This is a genomic window from Streptomyces rectiviolaceus (assembly GCF_039533825.1).
In the GTDB taxonomy this organism is placed as follows: Bacteria; Actinomycetota; Actinomycetes; order Streptomycetales; family Streptomycetaceae; genus Streptomyces; species Streptomyces rectiviolaceus.
In genome coordinates this window covers 69,526-83,743 of record NZ_BAAAUG010000148.1, presented here as the reverse complement: position 1 = coordinate 83,743, position 14,218 = coordinate 69,526, and the positions used below count along the sequence as shown (strand labels likewise).

Annotated in this window: 16 protein-coding genes; 6 read left to right on the top strand and 10 right to left on the bottom strand. The window is 69.0% G+C overall.

Going from position 1 to position 14,218, the window contains the following annotated elements; translation table 11 throughout:
• Positions 1-17 precede the first annotated feature (17 nt).
• The 3 genes from ABD378_RS34285 to ABD378_RS34275 are packed head-to-tail and all read left to right on the top strand — an operon-like array spanning position 18 to position 2,252.
• Positions 18-851, top strand: coding sequence for a metal ABC transporter ATP-binding protein (locus ABD378_RS34285; RefSeq protein ID WP_344527449.1), 834 nt, complete (start codon positions 18-20; stop codon positions 849-851).
• 2 nt (positions 852-853) lie between these two features.
• Complete coding sequence (locus ABD378_RS34280; RefSeq protein ID WP_386546810.1) at positions 854-1,759, top strand: metal ABC transporter permease; 906 nt, start codon at positions 854-856, stop codon at positions 1,757-1,759.
• 37 nt (positions 1,760-1,796) lie between these two features.
• The gene (locus ABD378_RS34275) at positions 1,797-2,252 is read left to right on the top strand and encodes a Fur family transcriptional regulator (RefSeq protein ID WP_344527445.1); all 456 of its coding nucleotides are present in this window, start codon (positions 1,797-1,799) and stop codon (positions 2,250-2,252) included.
• Between the two features lie 90 nt (positions 2,253-2,342).
• Here the strand turns inward: ABD378_RS34275 and ABD378_RS34270 are convergent, their stop codons facing one another.
• The 3 genes from ABD378_RS34270 to ABD378_RS34260 all read right to left on the bottom strand — a co-directional run bounded on the left by ABD378_RS34270 (position 2,343) and on the right by ABD378_RS34260 (position 5,510).
• Positions 2,343-3,164, bottom strand: coding sequence for an isoprenyl transferase (locus ABD378_RS34270; RefSeq protein WP_344527443.1), 822 nt, complete (start codon positions 3,162-3,164; stop codon positions 2,343-2,345).
• A gap of 67 nt (positions 3,165-3,231) precedes the next feature.
• On the bottom strand, positions 3,232-3,984 hold the full coding sequence (gene recO, locus ABD378_RS34265) for a DNA repair protein RecO (protein ID WP_344527441.1): 753 nt from the start codon (positions 3,982-3,984) through the stop codon (positions 3,232-3,234).
• A gap of 53 nt (positions 3,985-4,037) precedes the next feature.
• Positions 4,038-5,510 carry a translocation/assembly module TamB domain-containing protein gene (locus ABD378_RS34260; protein WP_344527439.1) on the bottom strand — a complete coding sequence of 491 codons (1,473 nt, stop codon included), beginning with the start codon at positions 5,508-5,510 and terminating at the stop codon, positions 4,038-4,040.
• Positions 5,511-5,616: 106 nt separating this feature from the next.
• On the opposite strand from ABD378_RS34260, the gene ABD378_RS34255 reads away from it, so the two are divergent.
• On the top strand, positions 5,617-6,294 hold the full coding sequence (locus tag ABD378_RS34255) for an AIM24 family protein (protein WP_344527437.1): 678 nt from the start codon (positions 5,617-5,619) through the stop codon (positions 6,292-6,294).
• Here the strand turns inward: ABD378_RS34255 and ABD378_RS34250 are convergent.
• From ABD378_RS34250 to ABD378_RS34230, 5 genes are all read right to left on the bottom strand, one after another.
• Positions 6,291-6,923: a DUF1266 domain-containing protein gene (locus tag ABD378_RS34250; protein ID WP_344527435.1), complete on the bottom strand. Its 633-nt coding sequence runs from the start codon at positions 6,921-6,923 to the stop codon at positions 6,291-6,293. The genes ABD378_RS34255 and ABD378_RS34250 overlap by 4 nt on opposite strands.
• A 16-nt stretch (positions 6,924-6,939) precedes the next feature.
• Complete coding sequence (locus ABD378_RS34245) at positions 6,940-7,161, bottom strand: hypothetical protein (protein WP_386545179.1); 222 nt, start codon at positions 7,159-7,161, stop codon at positions 6,940-6,942.
• Entirely contained in the window at positions 7,158-7,394 is a 237-nt protein-coding gene (locus tag ABD378_RS34240; RefSeq protein WP_344527433.1) for a hypothetical protein, read from the bottom strand. The genes ABD378_RS34245 and ABD378_RS34240 overlap by 4 nt, the downstream gene beginning before the upstream one ends.
• Positions 7,395-7,744: 350 nt before the next feature.
• Positions 7,745-8,236, bottom strand: coding sequence for a GNAT family N-acetyltransferase (locus ABD378_RS34235; protein ID WP_344527431.1), 492 nt, complete (start codon positions 8,234-8,236; stop codon positions 7,745-7,747).
• A gap of 9 nt (positions 8,237-8,245) precedes the next feature.
• Positions 8,246-9,025 (bottom strand): AraC family transcriptional regulator, encoded by a 780-nt coding sequence (locus tag ABD378_RS34230; protein ID WP_344527429.1) that lies wholly within the window; start codon positions 9,023-9,025, stop codon positions 8,246-8,248.
• A 56-nt stretch (positions 9,026-9,081) separates the two neighbouring features.
• Between ABD378_RS34230 and ABD378_RS34225 the strand changes: the two genes are divergently transcribed.
• Entirely contained in the window at positions 9,082-9,663 is a 582-nt protein-coding gene (locus ABD378_RS34225; RefSeq protein WP_344527427.1) for a class I SAM-dependent methyltransferase, read from the top strand.
• A 47-nt stretch (positions 9,664-9,710) separates the two neighbouring features.
• Here ABD378_RS34225 and ABD378_RS34220 read toward each other — a convergent pair whose 3' ends face one another.
• Together ABD378_RS34220 and ABD378_RS34215 are read right to left on the bottom strand one after the other, a co-directional pair.
• Positions 9,711-11,606 carry a beta-galactosidase gene (locus ABD378_RS34220; RefSeq protein WP_344527605.1) on the bottom strand — a complete coding sequence of 632 codons (1,896 nt, stop codon included), beginning with the start codon at positions 11,604-11,606 and terminating at the stop codon, positions 9,711-9,713.
• 14 nt (positions 11,607-11,620) lie between these two features.
• Entirely contained in the window at positions 11,621-12,349 is a 729-nt protein-coding gene (locus ABD378_RS34215; RefSeq protein WP_344527603.1) for a FadR/GntR family transcriptional regulator, read from the bottom strand.
• 169 nt (positions 12,350-12,518) lie between these two features.
• On the opposite strand from ABD378_RS34215, the gene ABD378_RS34210 reads away from it, so the two are divergent.
• Positions 12,519-14,183 (top strand): ABC transporter substrate-binding protein, encoded by a 1,665-nt coding sequence (locus ABD378_RS34210; RefSeq protein ID WP_425583920.1) that lies wholly within the window; start codon positions 12,519-12,521, stop codon positions 14,181-14,183.
• Positions 14,184-14,218: the final 35 nt, after the last annotated feature.

Genomic DNA, 14,218 nt, shown 5'->3' with positions numbered 1-14,218 from the left:
CATCGGAGGCGCATGCCATGGGAACCAGCACGGAAGCCACGGCAGACACGGAGTCAGCGGAGGCCGCGACCGGAGCGGACACCACCCCGCCCGTCATATCCGTGAGGGCGGCCACGGCCACCCTCGGCGCGCGCCCGGTGCTGCGCGGCATCGACCTCACCGTCAAGCGCGGTGAGGTCGTCGCCCTGCTCGGCGCGAACGGCTCGGGCAAGTCCACCGCCGTCCGCTCCGTGATCGGCCAAGTCCCCCTCACCGGCGGCGACATAAGCCTCTTCGGAACCCCCCTGAAGCGCTTCAGGCAGTGGGCCCGCATCGGCTACGTCCCGCAGCGCACGACGGCCGCGAGCGGCGTCCCCGCGACCATCCGCGAGGTCGTGTCGGCAGGCCGCCTCTCGCGTACGAAGCTGACGAAGCTGGGCTGGACGACGAAGGCGGACCGCGCGGCGGTCGACCGGGCGATCGGGCTCGTCGGCCTCGCCGACCGCGCCAAGGACTCCGTGAGCGCCCTCTCCGGCGGCCAGCACCAGCGCGTGCTCATCGCCCGCGCGCTCGCCTCCGAGCCCGAACTTCTGATCATGGACGAGCCCATGGCGGGCGTCGACCTGGCCAGCCAGGAGATCCTCGCGCAGACCCTGCGCGAGCAGGTCGCGGCCGGTACGACGGTCCTGCTCGTGCTGCACGAGCTCGGCGCGCTCGAGCCGCTGATCGACCGCGCGGTCGTCCTGCACGACGGCTGCGTGACCCACGACGGCCCGCCGCCCAAGGCCACCGGACAGCACGCGCTGCCCGGCCACGACCACGTACATCCGCACTCGGCCGACGAGTCGATCCGCACGGGACTGCTGACCTGATGATGGAAATCTTCCAGACCGAATTCATGCAGCGGGCGCTGATCGCCGCCGTCCTCGTCGGCATCACGGCCCCCGCCATCGGCATCTACCTCGTCCAGCGCCGCCAGGCCCTGATGGGCGACGGCATCGGCCACATCGCCATGACGGGCGTCGGCCTGGGCTTCCTGCTCAACTCCAGCCCCGTGTGGATGGCGACGCTGATCGCCGTCGTCGGCGCGGTGACCATGGAGCTGATCAGGGCGTACGGCAAGACGCGCGGCGACATCGCCCTCGCGATGCTCTTCTACGGCGGCATGGCGGGCGGTGTCCTGCTGATCAACCTCTCGGACACCGGCTCCAACGCGAACCTCTCCTCGTACCTCTTCGGCTCGCTCTCGACGGTCTCGGACTCCGACGTCACGGCGATCTGTCTGCTCGCGGCCTTTGTGGTCCTGGTCACGGTCGGCCTGCGCAAGCAGCTGTTCGCGGTGAGCCAGGACGAGGAGTTCGCGCGGGTCACGGGGCTTCCGGTGCGGGCGCTGAACCTGCTGATCGCGGTGACGGCGGCCGTGACGGTGACCGTCGCGATGCGCGTCGTGGGCCTGCTCCTGGTGAGCGCGCTGATGGTGGTGCCGGTCGCGGCGGCCCAGCAGATCACCCGCTCGTTCAAGGTGACGTTCATCCTGTCGGTGGTCATCGGCACCGCCGTGACGCTGTCCGGCACGGCCACGTCGTACTACCAGGACGTGCCGCCCGGAGCGACCATCGTCCTGATGGCGATCGGCGTCTTCGTCGTCCTGACGGCGCTCGCGACCCCTCTGGCCAGGCGCCGGGCACGGGCCGTGGCCGCCGCTGAGACGACCTGCACGGCGGACGTCTCCAAGGACCTCCCCGAGGCCCGGCGTCCGGCGGACGAGGTCACCGCCTGAGAGCGAGCTGGCACAATGGCCCCACGGGATATGACAGATGTGCGGGCGATCGTGCGAGTTTTCAGTTGAGGAGGCACCTGTGACAACGGCTGCGGGACCCCCGGTACGAGGCCGATCCACACGGCAGCGCGCCGCTGTGGCGGCGGCCCTGGGCGAGGTGGACGAGTTCCGCAGTGCGCAGGACCTGCACGACATGCTCAAGCACAAGGGCGATTCGGTGGGCCTGACCACGGTCTACAGGACGCTCCAGTCCCTCGCCGACGCCGGCGAGGTCGACGTTCTGCGCACGGACGAGGGCGAGTCGGTCTACCGCCGCTGCTCCACCGGCGACCACCACCATCACCTGGTCTGCCGGGTGTGCGGCAAGGCGGTCGAGGTCGAGGGCCCGGCGGTCGAGAAGTGGGCCGAGGCCATCGCATCGGAGCACGGGTACGTGAACGTGGCGCACACCGTGGAGATCTTCGGGACCTGCGCGGAGTGCGCGAGCAAGTAGCCATGCGTAAGTGAGGGCCCCCACCGTCGCGCTGACGGTGGGGGCCCCTCACGTACGTACGCATGACCAACTGTCTAGCTGTCTAGCCGTCTAACTGTCGGCGATCTGCTGCTCGTTCGGGATCGCCCCGCCGAAGCGGCGGTCGCGTGACGCGTATTCGAGGCAGGCGCGCCACAGGTCGCGGCGGTCGAAGTCCGGCCACAGCACGTCCTGGAAGACCATCTCGGCGTAAGCGCTCTGCCAGAGAAGGTAGTTGGAGGTGCGCTGCTCGCCGCTCGGGCGCAGGAAGAGGTCTACGTCCGGCATGTCCGAGTAGTACAGGTACTTCGCGAAGGTCTTCTCGCTGACCTTGGAGGGATCGAGCCGCCCCGCCTTCACGTCCTCGGCGAGCGCCTGTGCGGCGTCCGCGATCTCCGCGCGGCCGCCGTAGTTCATGCAGAAATACAGGGTGAGCTTGTCGTTGCCCTTGGTCTGCTCCTGGGAGATCTCCAGCTCCCTGGCGACCGACTTCCACAGCTTGGGCATCCGGCCCACCCAGCGCACCCGGATACCGAGTTCGTCCAACTGGTCGCGGGTCTTGCGGATGAAGTCGCGGTTGAAGTTCATCAGGAACTTCACCTCGTCCGGAGAACGCTTCCAGTTCTCGGTGGAGAAGGCGTAGAGCGAGATCGCCCCGACGCCCATCTCGATGCCGCCCTGCAGCACGTCGAGGACGCGCTCGGCACCGACCTTGTGCCCCTCGGTGCGCGGCAGACCGCGGTCCTTCGCCCAACGTCCGTTGCCGTCCATGACGATCGCCACGTGCTTGGGCACCAACTCACCGGGGATCTTCGGCGGTGTGGCGCCCGAGGGGTGCGGCTCGGGGACCTGGTACTCACGGCGGGACCGTCCGAGGATTCCGCGTCGTGCCATGGGGGGCTCTCTCCTACCTAGCAGTTCTCTGTACGCGACGTGCTGACGTGCTGACGCGCTTACATGCTTACGTGGTTTTCTCGACGTACCGCAACGAGCGGAGCCCGCGCTCCAAGTGCCAGTGCAGATAGGCGGAAACAAGCCCGCTGCCCTCCCTGACATGCCGCGCCTCGCACGCGTCCGCCGTCTCCCAGTCTCCGGTGAGCAGCGCGCCGAGCAGGCCGAGGGCTTCCATCGAGGGTACGACGCTGCCGGGCACCCGGCAGTCGACGCAGACGGAGCCGCCGGCGGCCACGGAGAAGAACCGGTTCGGACCGGGCATTCCGCACTTCGCGCAGGAACTGAAACTGGGCGCGTAACCATTCACGGCGAGGGAGCGGAGAAGAAACGCGTCGAGGATGAGATGCGGCTCGTGCTCGCCGTTGGCGAGGGTCCGAAGCCCGCCCACGAGCAGCAGATACTGCTGCACGGCGGGCTCGCCCTCATGGTCCGTGAAGCGCTCGGCGGTCTCGAGCATGGCGGTCCCTGCGGTGTACCGCGCATAGTCGGTGACGATTCCGCCACCGTACGGAGCGATGGTCTCACTCTGTGTGCACAACGGCAGCCCGCGGCCGATGAGTTCACTGCCGCGCGCGAAGAACTGCACGTCGACGTGGGAGAAGGGTTCGAGCCTCGCCCCGAACTTGGACTTCGTGCGCCGCACGCCGCGGGCGACGGCACGGACCCGGCCGTGGTTGCGGGTGAGCAGCGTGATGATCCGGTCCGCCTCACCCAGCTTCTGGGTGCGCAGCACGACGCCGTCATCACGGAACAGACTCATGGGCCCATTCTCGCGTACGGGGCCGACAGTCGTGGCCGGGGTGCCCGATCCCCCTACTGTCGGCTGATCGCCCGTGTGACGCCCGCCGCGATGGTCGTCGCCAGGGTCCAGCCCATGACGATCAAGGCGTACGAGAGCGACTGGTACACGCCCTGTGCGGCATACGCCTGCTCCTGGCCGAACCCGACGATGGGGAGCAGCAGGTCGAGCGTGTAGAAGACCGGGTCGAAGTCGGGTGCCTCGTCCGGCTTCAGCGCTCGGGGCTGTCGCACCGCGTACGTCACGGAACCCACCAGGAGCAGCGAGAGCAGCCACAGGGCGGCGCGGCCCGGACGGAAGCCGTAGCCGACAGTGGCGTCCTGAAGGTGGCCCCACGCCCTCGCGTGGAACGGCAGCGTCGTGCGGTGGCGGCGCAGTTTGGCGAGCTGGACAGTACGGGCCGCCGCGTCGTCGCCGATACTGCGATAGGCGACGGCAAGCTGCTCGTACGCGTACGGGACGTGGCCGTCGGTGTCCCGTTCCAGGACCTGGAGCCAGCGCTCGGCAGGCTCGTGCGGGCCGAATCTGCCGTACGTCAGGCCGTCCAGGCGTACGCGGTCCGGCCAGGTCTCCGGGGCTATGTACAGGAGGCCGAGTTGGCCGCCGCGCAGGGCGATGGCGCCCTCGACGGGTGGGGCCCCGTGCAGCCACAGCGCACCCCCCACAACGCCACTGGCTCGCAGGGCCACGCCGCCCGGGTTGGAGAGGCGGGCAGACCCGAAGTTGAGCTGGCCGGGGATGCGGGCACCGGCCAGGTTGACCCGACCGTGCGCGGTGAGGCGCATGGCGTGCAGATCGGTCCCGACGCTGAGGTTGGACGCGTGCAGGGCCGTGCCGCCCGGATTACTGAGGACCGCGTCGTCGAGCGTGATGCTCCCGGCGACGACGGCGCCCGCGAGGCGGACAAGGCCGTGCGCGGTGAAGCCCCCGCCGGCCTGGAGCTCGTCGTCGATGGTGACGCGGTTGAGCGCGAGTACGGGCTCGGTGAGCTCCGCACCGGCCTCGCCGAGTTCCGCCCCGTCGAGGAAGACCGCCCCGGAGATTCTCGCGCCGCCGAGCCGGACGGGCCCCCGGACGCGGCACCCGGTCATCCGCAGCGAGCCGTCGATCCGCAGCGTGTTGCCGTGCAGGCCCGGCAGTACGGACCAGCCCAGGTTCAGCTGCCGCAGCCGCGCCCCGTACAGGTCCGGCCACTCGTCGAAGAAGCAGGCCCACAAGTGGATCGCGCTCGCGACATCGGCGTACAGGAGGTCGAGCGTCCCGCTGATACGGGCTCCGCAGACCCGCAGGACCGGGGTCTGCCCCTCCAGGCGGGGTCCGTCGAGGAGCAGCGCCTGGAGTACCTCGGCCCGTACGGTCCGCTCGGCGCCCCAGTCCGCGCCATGGTCCGCGGCCTCCCTGGGTCGCTCCCGGAAGTCGACGGTCCGCCCGCACGGAAACGCCTCCCAGACGCGCCGCTCGGCGGGTGTCAGCTCGTTGATCTCCATCGGCGCGACAATGACGCGGGGCATTGGAGGTGTCAACTGTCATTCCTCGTAGGCTCGTTGTCCCGCGCCCCCTGGACGAACTACCCACACCTGTCAAAATGCCCGCATGAAGAGTGAGCTGTTCTCCACGGAGCACATGGCGCAGCAGTCCGTCGTCCCCGGGATGACCCTGCAGAACGCCAAGTCCATCAAGTACGCGGTCAACGGCGAGATGCACGCACGGCAGGGCGCGATGATCGCCTACCGCGGCGACCTGCAGTTCGAGCGCAAGGGCCAGGGTGTGGGCGGCATGCTCAAGCGGGCGATGACCGGTGAGGGTCTCCCGCTCATGGCGGTGCGCGGGCAGGGCGAGGCGTGGTTCGCGCACGAGGCGCAGAACTGCTTCATCGTCGACATCGAGCCGGGCGACGTCCTGACCGTCAACGGCCGCAACGTCCTGTGCTTCGACGCGACGCTCTCGTACGAGATCAAGACGGTGAAGGGCGCGGGCGTCACGGGCGGCGGCCTGTTCAACAGCGTCTTCACGGGGGCCGGGCAGCTCGGCCTGGTCTGCGACGGCAACCCGCTGGTGATCCCGGTGTCGCCGCAGCAGCCGGTGTACGTCGACACGGACGCGGTGGTCGGCTGGACGGCGAACCTGGACACCACGCTGCACCGCTCGCAGTCCGTCGGCTCGATGATCAGGGGCGGTTCCGGCGAGGCGGTGCAGCTGATGCTGCGCGGTGAGGGGTACGTCATCGTGCGGCCGAGCGAGCTGACGCCGTCGAAGCCGCAGCAGCACTAGCCCTGGCGGCGGGCGGTCCTGGCCTGGTCGGGGTGGCTGATCGCTTCCCAGGGGGCGAGGTTCCAGGGGCTCGTCCGGTTCGCCGGGTCCAGGAGCGCCTGGAGGTGGGCGTCGGAGGCGGCCTGGGGCGCGGGGAAGTTCTGGTCATCGGTGCCCCTGAGGCTGTCCTGCCAGACCTGCCTGCCGAGGAGGTAGTGGTCGGCGTACTCCTTCCATGAGGCGTACGTCCCGGCCACCGTGGGCACCACGTTCTTCAGCCGGTTCCAGGTGTCGGCCTCGCTCAGCATCCCGCAGGCGAAGCCGCGCCGTGAGATGTCCACGTAGAGCGCGATGTCCCAGGCCAGCGGTGCGACGCCGGTGCGCCGCCGGGCCATGGCGCGATAGCCGGTGCTCGCGAGCCCGCCCAGGCGCCCGAGCAGCTGCTCGGGCGCGGTGATTTCCCACTGATCGGCCAGCCACTTCTCGGCCTTGCCGTCGTCGACGCGGGTGAACGGATACAGGGTCGTCCGGGATGCGTCCTTGTCCCGGCTGACCGGCGCGCTCAGCGACACCATCCACAGCTGGTGCATGGTGAGCGGTGTCGGGTACTTGGACTCGACCCTCGGCTTGCTCCATTTCCATATGGCCATGCGCCCGCACCTTACGTCACGGGACTTCACCCCGACTTCGTGCGTTCGCATAGGCGGTCGCGGCGCGGAGCCGCTCCGAGTCGGTGGCGGTCCTGAGCGCGTCCGGCGCGCAGTCCCACTCCCGCCCGCCGCCGAAGGGGCGCAGCTGGATGTACGGGCCTTCGTGGCCCATGACCCTGCCCACCTGTCCGGTGCGGGTGTCCACGGCGTAGGCGCCGATGGGGAGGTACAGGTTCATGCCGGCCCTCCGCGCTCGCCGCCCCATTCGATGAGCGGGCAGGGGGCTTCACGGAACCAAGATGTGGGGTCGATCCGCGATGACGGCAGAATAATTCCGGCCCGCGCGAGTGCGGCACGCAATTCCTTCACGGTCTCCTCCGCTTCTTCGACGCATAGCGTCGAGTACATCGAGTACGCCTTAGCTTTCAGCCATGACGTGGCTCCCCTTTCCCATCGGATTTCACGCTTCACGCCTCGATGGTGACGGGTCCGGCCTACACTCGGCAGGAGTCTGTGCTCTTCAACTGCGGGTCAGCGGCGGACGGTTGGCCGTGGCCAATGGTTCGCGGAAACATCGGCCACTTCGAACAGACCATTCGGAAACCGCGGTCGGGTGTTGCGCAGTGGCCCGATGAGAGGCCCCGCAATCCTGGAACCCTGCAGCCCTGCAGCCCTGAAATCCGACGGTATTTTCGAGCGAATGCGGCGAAACTGAACTACGACAGGCGGTACGCGGATTACTTCGCGGCGGTGGTGGAGCGTGAGTCAACGAGCTTGAGTCAAGGAGCTTGAGTCCCTGGCGACGCGAATCTGAGAGTTGGTCAGAGCCCAAGTCCCTCCCTGCGGTACCGAACCTCGACGCCGCCGCCCGCGCCGCTCACCTCACTCACCACCACGAACCCCGCACGGGCCAGCACGGCCCGGGACCCCGCGTTCCCCGCATCTGTAGCCGCCCGCAGGGCAGTGAGACCGTACTCAGCGGCAGCGACCCCGCACACCTGCCGTACGGCACGCGTGGCGAGGCCGCGGCCCCCCGCGCTCTCGGCGATGCGATAGCCGAGTTCGGCTTCTCCACCCGCCACGTCGACGAGGTTGACCCGCCCGAGCACCGCGCCCGTACCGTCGACGATCACGTGGAAGTGACAGGTCCCGGCGGCCTGTTCGGCGAGCAGGGCCTCGTGTCGCGCGTCGAACTCGGCGAAGTAGGCGTCGCCACGGTCGGGGACGGACTTCGCGAAGTAGTCGCGGTTCTCAAGCTCGAAGGCGAGCAGGGCTGGGGCGTGGTCGGAGCGGAGACGCTGCAGTTCGGGCATGGCGGAACGCTAACTCCGCTGTCCGTGCGGCCGCACGGGAAAATACTGGCGCGGGGTCAGCCCCACGATGCGGTGGAACGCGGCGACGAAAGAGCTGGCCGAGGCGTAGCCGACCCGCGAGGCCACCGCTTCGATCGTCATGCCGCCGGCCAGCATCGGCATCGCGGCCTGCATCCGAAGCCGCTCGCGCCACTGGCCGAACGCCAGGCCGGTCTCGGCGGAGAAGAGCCGGGCGAGGGTGCGAGCACTGGCTCCGACGGCCCGGCCCCAGGCCTCCAGAGGGCGCCCGTCGGAGGGATCGGCTGCGAGAGCCTCCGCCACCTCCCTCGCGCGCGGGTCCTTCGGTTCGGTCACGGAGATGCTCGTCACCGGGACGGGGTGGAGCACGTCGAGGAGCACTCGCTCCGCGCGGGATCGCGCGTCCAGGGCGAGGTCGGTGCGGAGCAGGTGGTCGATCAGGGCGCGCAGGAGGGGGCCCACGGCGAGGACGGTCGGTTCGGTCCAGGCGGCGGATTCGGGGCAGCGCGCCGGATCGACGTACGGGCTGCGCATCACGGTGTCGCCCTCGGCCTCGGTCGCGTGGGGCAGGCCGGCGGGGATCCACAGGGCGAGGGAAGGGGGCAGCAACCAGGAGCCGGAGTCCGTCCTGATGCGCAGCAACCCCTTTGCGGACCAGGCGAGTTGATGCACGGGGTGCTGATGCGTGGCGAACTTCACGCCGCGCGGCATCGTGAAGTCGCCGACGAAGACGGCGGTCAGCGCCGCATAGGGGTGTCCGGTCTGCGACATGGGACGGCAGCCTAGCCCGTGGCGGACACGGAAGGGCCGGATCTAGCGTCGCCGGTATGCCGATGAACCGAGCACATCGCAAGCTGTGCAGTTCCCAGAAGTGGGCGCAGGCGGTCAAGGACCGCCTGCTGCCCTGGGCCCTCGAAGACGTCGAACTGGGCGACGAAGTCCTGGAGATCGGACCGGGCTACGGCGCCAACCTGCGCGTACTGGTGGACCGGGTCCCCAGCCTCACGGCGGTGGAGATCGACGGCGACACGGTCCGCCTCCTGGAGCGCGAGTGGGGCGACCGCGCCCGCATCCTGCACGCGGACGGCTCCGACATGCCGCTACCGGACGCGGCCTATTCGGCGGTGGTCTGCTTCACGATGCTGCACCACGTCCCTACCGACGCGCTCCAGGACCGCATCTTCGCAGAGGCGTTCCGCGTGCTGCGGCCGGGCGGCGTCTTCGCGGGCAGCGACAGCCAACCGAACCTCCGCTTCCGCCTGCTGCACTTCCGCGACACGATGAACACCCTGCCCCCGGCCGAACTCCCGCCCCGCCTGGCCGCAGCCGGCTTCAAGGACCCGTTCGTGGACCGGCATCCGGAGAGCGGAGGACTACGATTCCGGGCACGAAAGCCAGCGGCCGGTTGAGGGCGACCGATTGAGCCATCCACCGGAACGCCGATATATGAGGGGAGTCAGTCGCGGAGCACCTCCACCGAGTAGTCCCTGTGGTCCATCCGCACATGGAACCGCTCCCCCGCCGCCGTCACCCGGGTCCGCGCCTGCACGCCCTCCTGGAGGCCCGGCAGGACCGGGGTCACGCCGGACTCCGCTCGCACCCGGTCGAGGAGTTCCCGCATCTCCTTCGGGGCGGGGCGTGTGCCCAGGTACCAGGCCGTGCCCTCGCCGTACGCGTGGCGGGTCACCGCGGGGGTGCCGTCGGGGAACGTGGTCACGGCCTCCGCGCCCTCCAGGTGGATCTCCTCCGACCAGGTGCCGTCGGGGCCAGGGTCGAACTCCTCCGCCCTGAGGCCGAGGAGTTCGCGGAAGGGGGCCGGGTAGCCGCCGAGGTGGACGCGGTCGTGTTCGTCCACGATCCCGGAGAAGTACGACATGACCAGGGTGCCGCCCTCCCGTACGTATGACGAAATTCGTTCCGCTGTTTCGTTCGTCACCGAGTAGAGGTTGGGGATCAGGAGCAAGCGGTACTCGGTCAGGTCCGCGTCCACGGACACCACGTCGCACGCCACCGACGCGTCGTACAGCGGCTTGTGGTGGGCCAGGGCCGCGTCCAGGAGCGTCACGTCCTTGCTCGGGTGCGCGTCCAGTTCCAGGGCCCACCAGCTCGGCCAGTCCAGGAGCAGCGCCGCGTCCGCCCGCGAGGGGTGGGAGCCCAGCAGCTCGGGGTATCGCGCCAGTTCCGCGCCCAGTTCCCGTACCTCCCTGAAGATCCGCGTCTCCCGGCCCCCGTGCGGCACCATCGCCGAGTGGAACTTCTCCGCTCCCCCGCGCGACTGCCGCCACTGGAAGAACAGCACCGAGTCCGCGCCGTGCGCCACCGCCTGCCAGCTGTCCAGGCGCATGCGGCCCGGGGGCTTCCTGCCGTTGCGCTCGCGCCAGTTGACCGCGCCCGGCGCCTGTTCGAGGAGCAGCCACGGTTGGCCGCCCTTCAGGCCTCGCATGACGTCGTACGAGAAGGCCGTTCGGTGGAGGGAGGACGCATCGTGCGGGTCCGGGTACGAGTCGTACGACACCACGTCCAGGTGCGGGGCCCACGCGTGCAGGTCCAGCGTCTTCGCTATCGGGACGAAGTTCGTCGTCACCGGTACGTGCGGTGTGATGCGGGTCAGGACCTCCTTCTCCGCCAAGTAGCACGCCAGGAGCTCGTCCGAGGAGAAGCGCCAGTAGTCCAGCTGCTGGGCCGGGTTGCGGAACGATGGGGCCTTGCGGGGGGTGTGGATCTCCTCGAACGTGCCGTAGCGCTGGGACCAGAAGTCTGTCGACCAGGCGTCGTTCAGCGCCGTCACCGTCCCGTAGCGCTCGCGCAGCCACGCGCGGAACGCCGCCGTCGACACCTCGCAGTGGCAGTGGCGTGAGATGTGGCAGCCGTATTCGTTGCCGATGTGCCAGAGGGCGAGGGCGGGGTGCGTGCCGTAGCGCGTGGCCAGGCGTTCGGCGAGGCGGATCGAGTAGCGGCGGTAGACCGGGCTCGACGGGCACCAGTGCTGGCGGGAGCCGGGGTGCAGGCGGACGCCGTCCTCCGTCACCGGGAGGGTCCCCGGGTGCAGGCGCGTCAGCCACGGCGGCGGGGACGCCGTCATCGTGGCGAGGCTGACCGCGACGCCCGCCTCCGCGAGACGGTCCATGTGGCCGTCCAGCCAGGCGAAGTCGTACGTGCCGGGGGCGGGCTCCGTCTTCGCCCAGGAGAAGATCCCGAGCGTCACGAGGTTCACGCCCGCCTCGCGCATCAGCTCGGAGTCCTCGGCGTGGACGTCCGGGCCCCACTGCTCGGGGTTGTAGTCACCGCCGTATCCCAGCGACGGCACTCGGTCATAGAAGTGACCCAGTCTTGTTCCGCTTCCCTCGCTCATCCCGCGTCCCTCGCTCATCCCACGCCCCTCGACTCCTGGCCCGACCGCGCCTCGATCCCCCGGAAGTGATCCGCCATCGCCCGCTGAGCCCGCTCCACGTCCCGCGCCCGCAGCGCCGTCACGATGTCCCGATGCCTGCGCACCGTCACGTCCGGCGCCGGATCGCGGGCCCATCCCCGCACCCCCGCCACCCGGTTGAAGACGTTCCAGAACGCGCCGAGCAGCTGCGGCACCAGCTCGTTGCCCAACGAGCGGTAGAGCGTCTCGTGGAACTCGCGGTCCAGCTCGGGGAAGGCCGCGCCCGTATCCGCCGCCTCCTCCATCTTCCGGACAAGCGCCTCCAGTTGGCACAGCTCCTCGTCCGTGAGCAGCACCGCCACCCGGCGCACCAGACCCTCTTCAAGCACCTCCCGCACCTGAAGGATCTCCGCCAGCGCATGCGTGTCGTCCGCCAGTTGCACCAACGTACGGAAGGTGAGGCCGTCGGCAAGCGGTGTCAGCGACGCCTGCCCCACATACGTCCCGTAGCCGTGTCTGATCTCCACTATGTCCAGGGCCTGGAGCGCCTTGAGCGCCTCGCGCACCGAGTTCCTGCTGACCCCCAGCTCTTCCATCAGCTCGGCCTCGGTGGGCAGCAGAGCGCCCGGCCGAAGCCTTCTGTCGAGGATCAACTGCATGACTGAGCGCTGGACTTGACTGCCCACACGCCGTTCGCGGACTGGCTCCTGAGGCATGCGGCACATCGTAGGCACGGATGACATCCCACGTCCCACCTCCGGACCAACATCGTTCAGGACGACCCGGATTCAGATCCGTGCGCGATCTCTTGACCGGCCATCGCGGCGCTCTTATGGTCGCCACGCCACCACGACGTAGGACGTGGGATCTCTCAAGGGAGCAAGGGGAGACACAGTGAGCGATCAGAAGACCAGCATCGGCTCCACCGGACCCGCAACGGACGGACCCGCACCGGGCCGCCGGTCCTTCCTCAAATACACCGGTGCGCTGGGCGCGGCCGCCGCCATCACCACCACGCTCTCCGCCTGCTCGTCGGGACCCGAGTCCACGAACGACGCCGGAGGAGGCGGCGGGAAGGGCGGCGACTCCACCCTCACCGCCGTCATCGGCTATGGGAACGACGGCAGTTGGGACCCGACGCAGACCGCGTCCGCCTTCGCGATGGCCGGCAACGAGCACATCTACGAGGGCCTGCTCAACACCGATCCCATCACCCGCGAGCCGTACCCCGCGCTCGCGACGGAGGTCCCCACCGACGACAAGGCGACCACCTGGAAGTTCACGCTGCGGCCCGGCGCCAAGTGGCACGACGGGAAGCCCGTCACCGCCGACGACGTGGTCTTCGTCTTCGACCGCATCCTGGACCCCAAGACGCAGACCCTGGCCAAGGGCTTCTTCGAGAGCTGGCTGAAGGAGGTCAAGAAGGTCGACGCGACCTCCGTCGAGTTCGTCCTGAAGTTCCCGTTCCCGGACGGCCTTGCCCGGCTCTCCCTCGCCAAGATCATGCCGAAGCACGTCTTCTCCAAGCCCGGGGCCTGGGACGACGCGACCAAGGGCAAGGCGGTGGGCTCGGGCCCGTACAAGCAGGCGTCGCACGCCCCGAAGTCCAACACCACCTTCGAGGCCTTCGACGACTACAACGGCCCGCGCAAGGCCGCCTTCAAGAAGATGAACTGGCTGACCATCGTGGACGCCGCCCCCCGCGTCGCGAAGATCTCCGGCGGCAGCGCGGACTCGGAGATCGCGGACAACATCCCGTACGCCAACATCGAGCAGCTCAAGAAGGGCGGGCTCAGCGTCGAGGGCGGGGCGGGGATGAACAACCTGTTCCTGATGTTCAACACCGCGCACAAGCCGTTCGACGACGTACGCGTGCGCCAGGCCCTGCACTACGCCATCGACACCGAGAAGATGATCCAGGTCGCGCTCAAGGGCCACGGCAAGGCGTCGACCTCGTTCCTCAACGAGTCCAACCCCGCCTACCGCCCGGCGAAGACGGTCTACGCGTACGACCCCGAGAAGGCGAAGAAGCTCCTGAAGGAAGCCGGGGTCAAGGATCTGTCGATCAACCTCATGGCGGTGAACGTGAGTTGGATCGTCGACTGTCTGCCGACCATCAAGGCCTCGTGGGACGCGATCGGCGTCAAGACGACGCTCGACCCGCAGGAGACCACGGCCGTCTTCACCAAGATGGACCAGAAGAAGGACTACCAGATCGTCGCGGCGGCATCGAACCCCAACCAGTTCGGCATCGACCCCGACCTGATCATGCATTACAACTACGGGCCCGAGAACCTGTGGATGGGCTATGCCCGCTGGGCGGGCAACTCCACCGCCAAGAAGCTCTTCAAGGACATGGACCAGGCGACGCGCGAGCCCGACGCGACCAAGAAGAAGGCCATGGTCCAGGACTACATCGACACCGTCGCCGAGCAGGCGGTGATCTACCCCGTCGTCCACAACGAGCTGATGACCGCCTGGGACCCGAAGAAGCTCACCGGCATCAAGGCCCAGCCCTATCCCGGCATCAATCTCCTCCAGGCCAAGTGGGCCGACTAGCCCTGACGGGAAGCAACCAGCCCTTCCAGCACAAC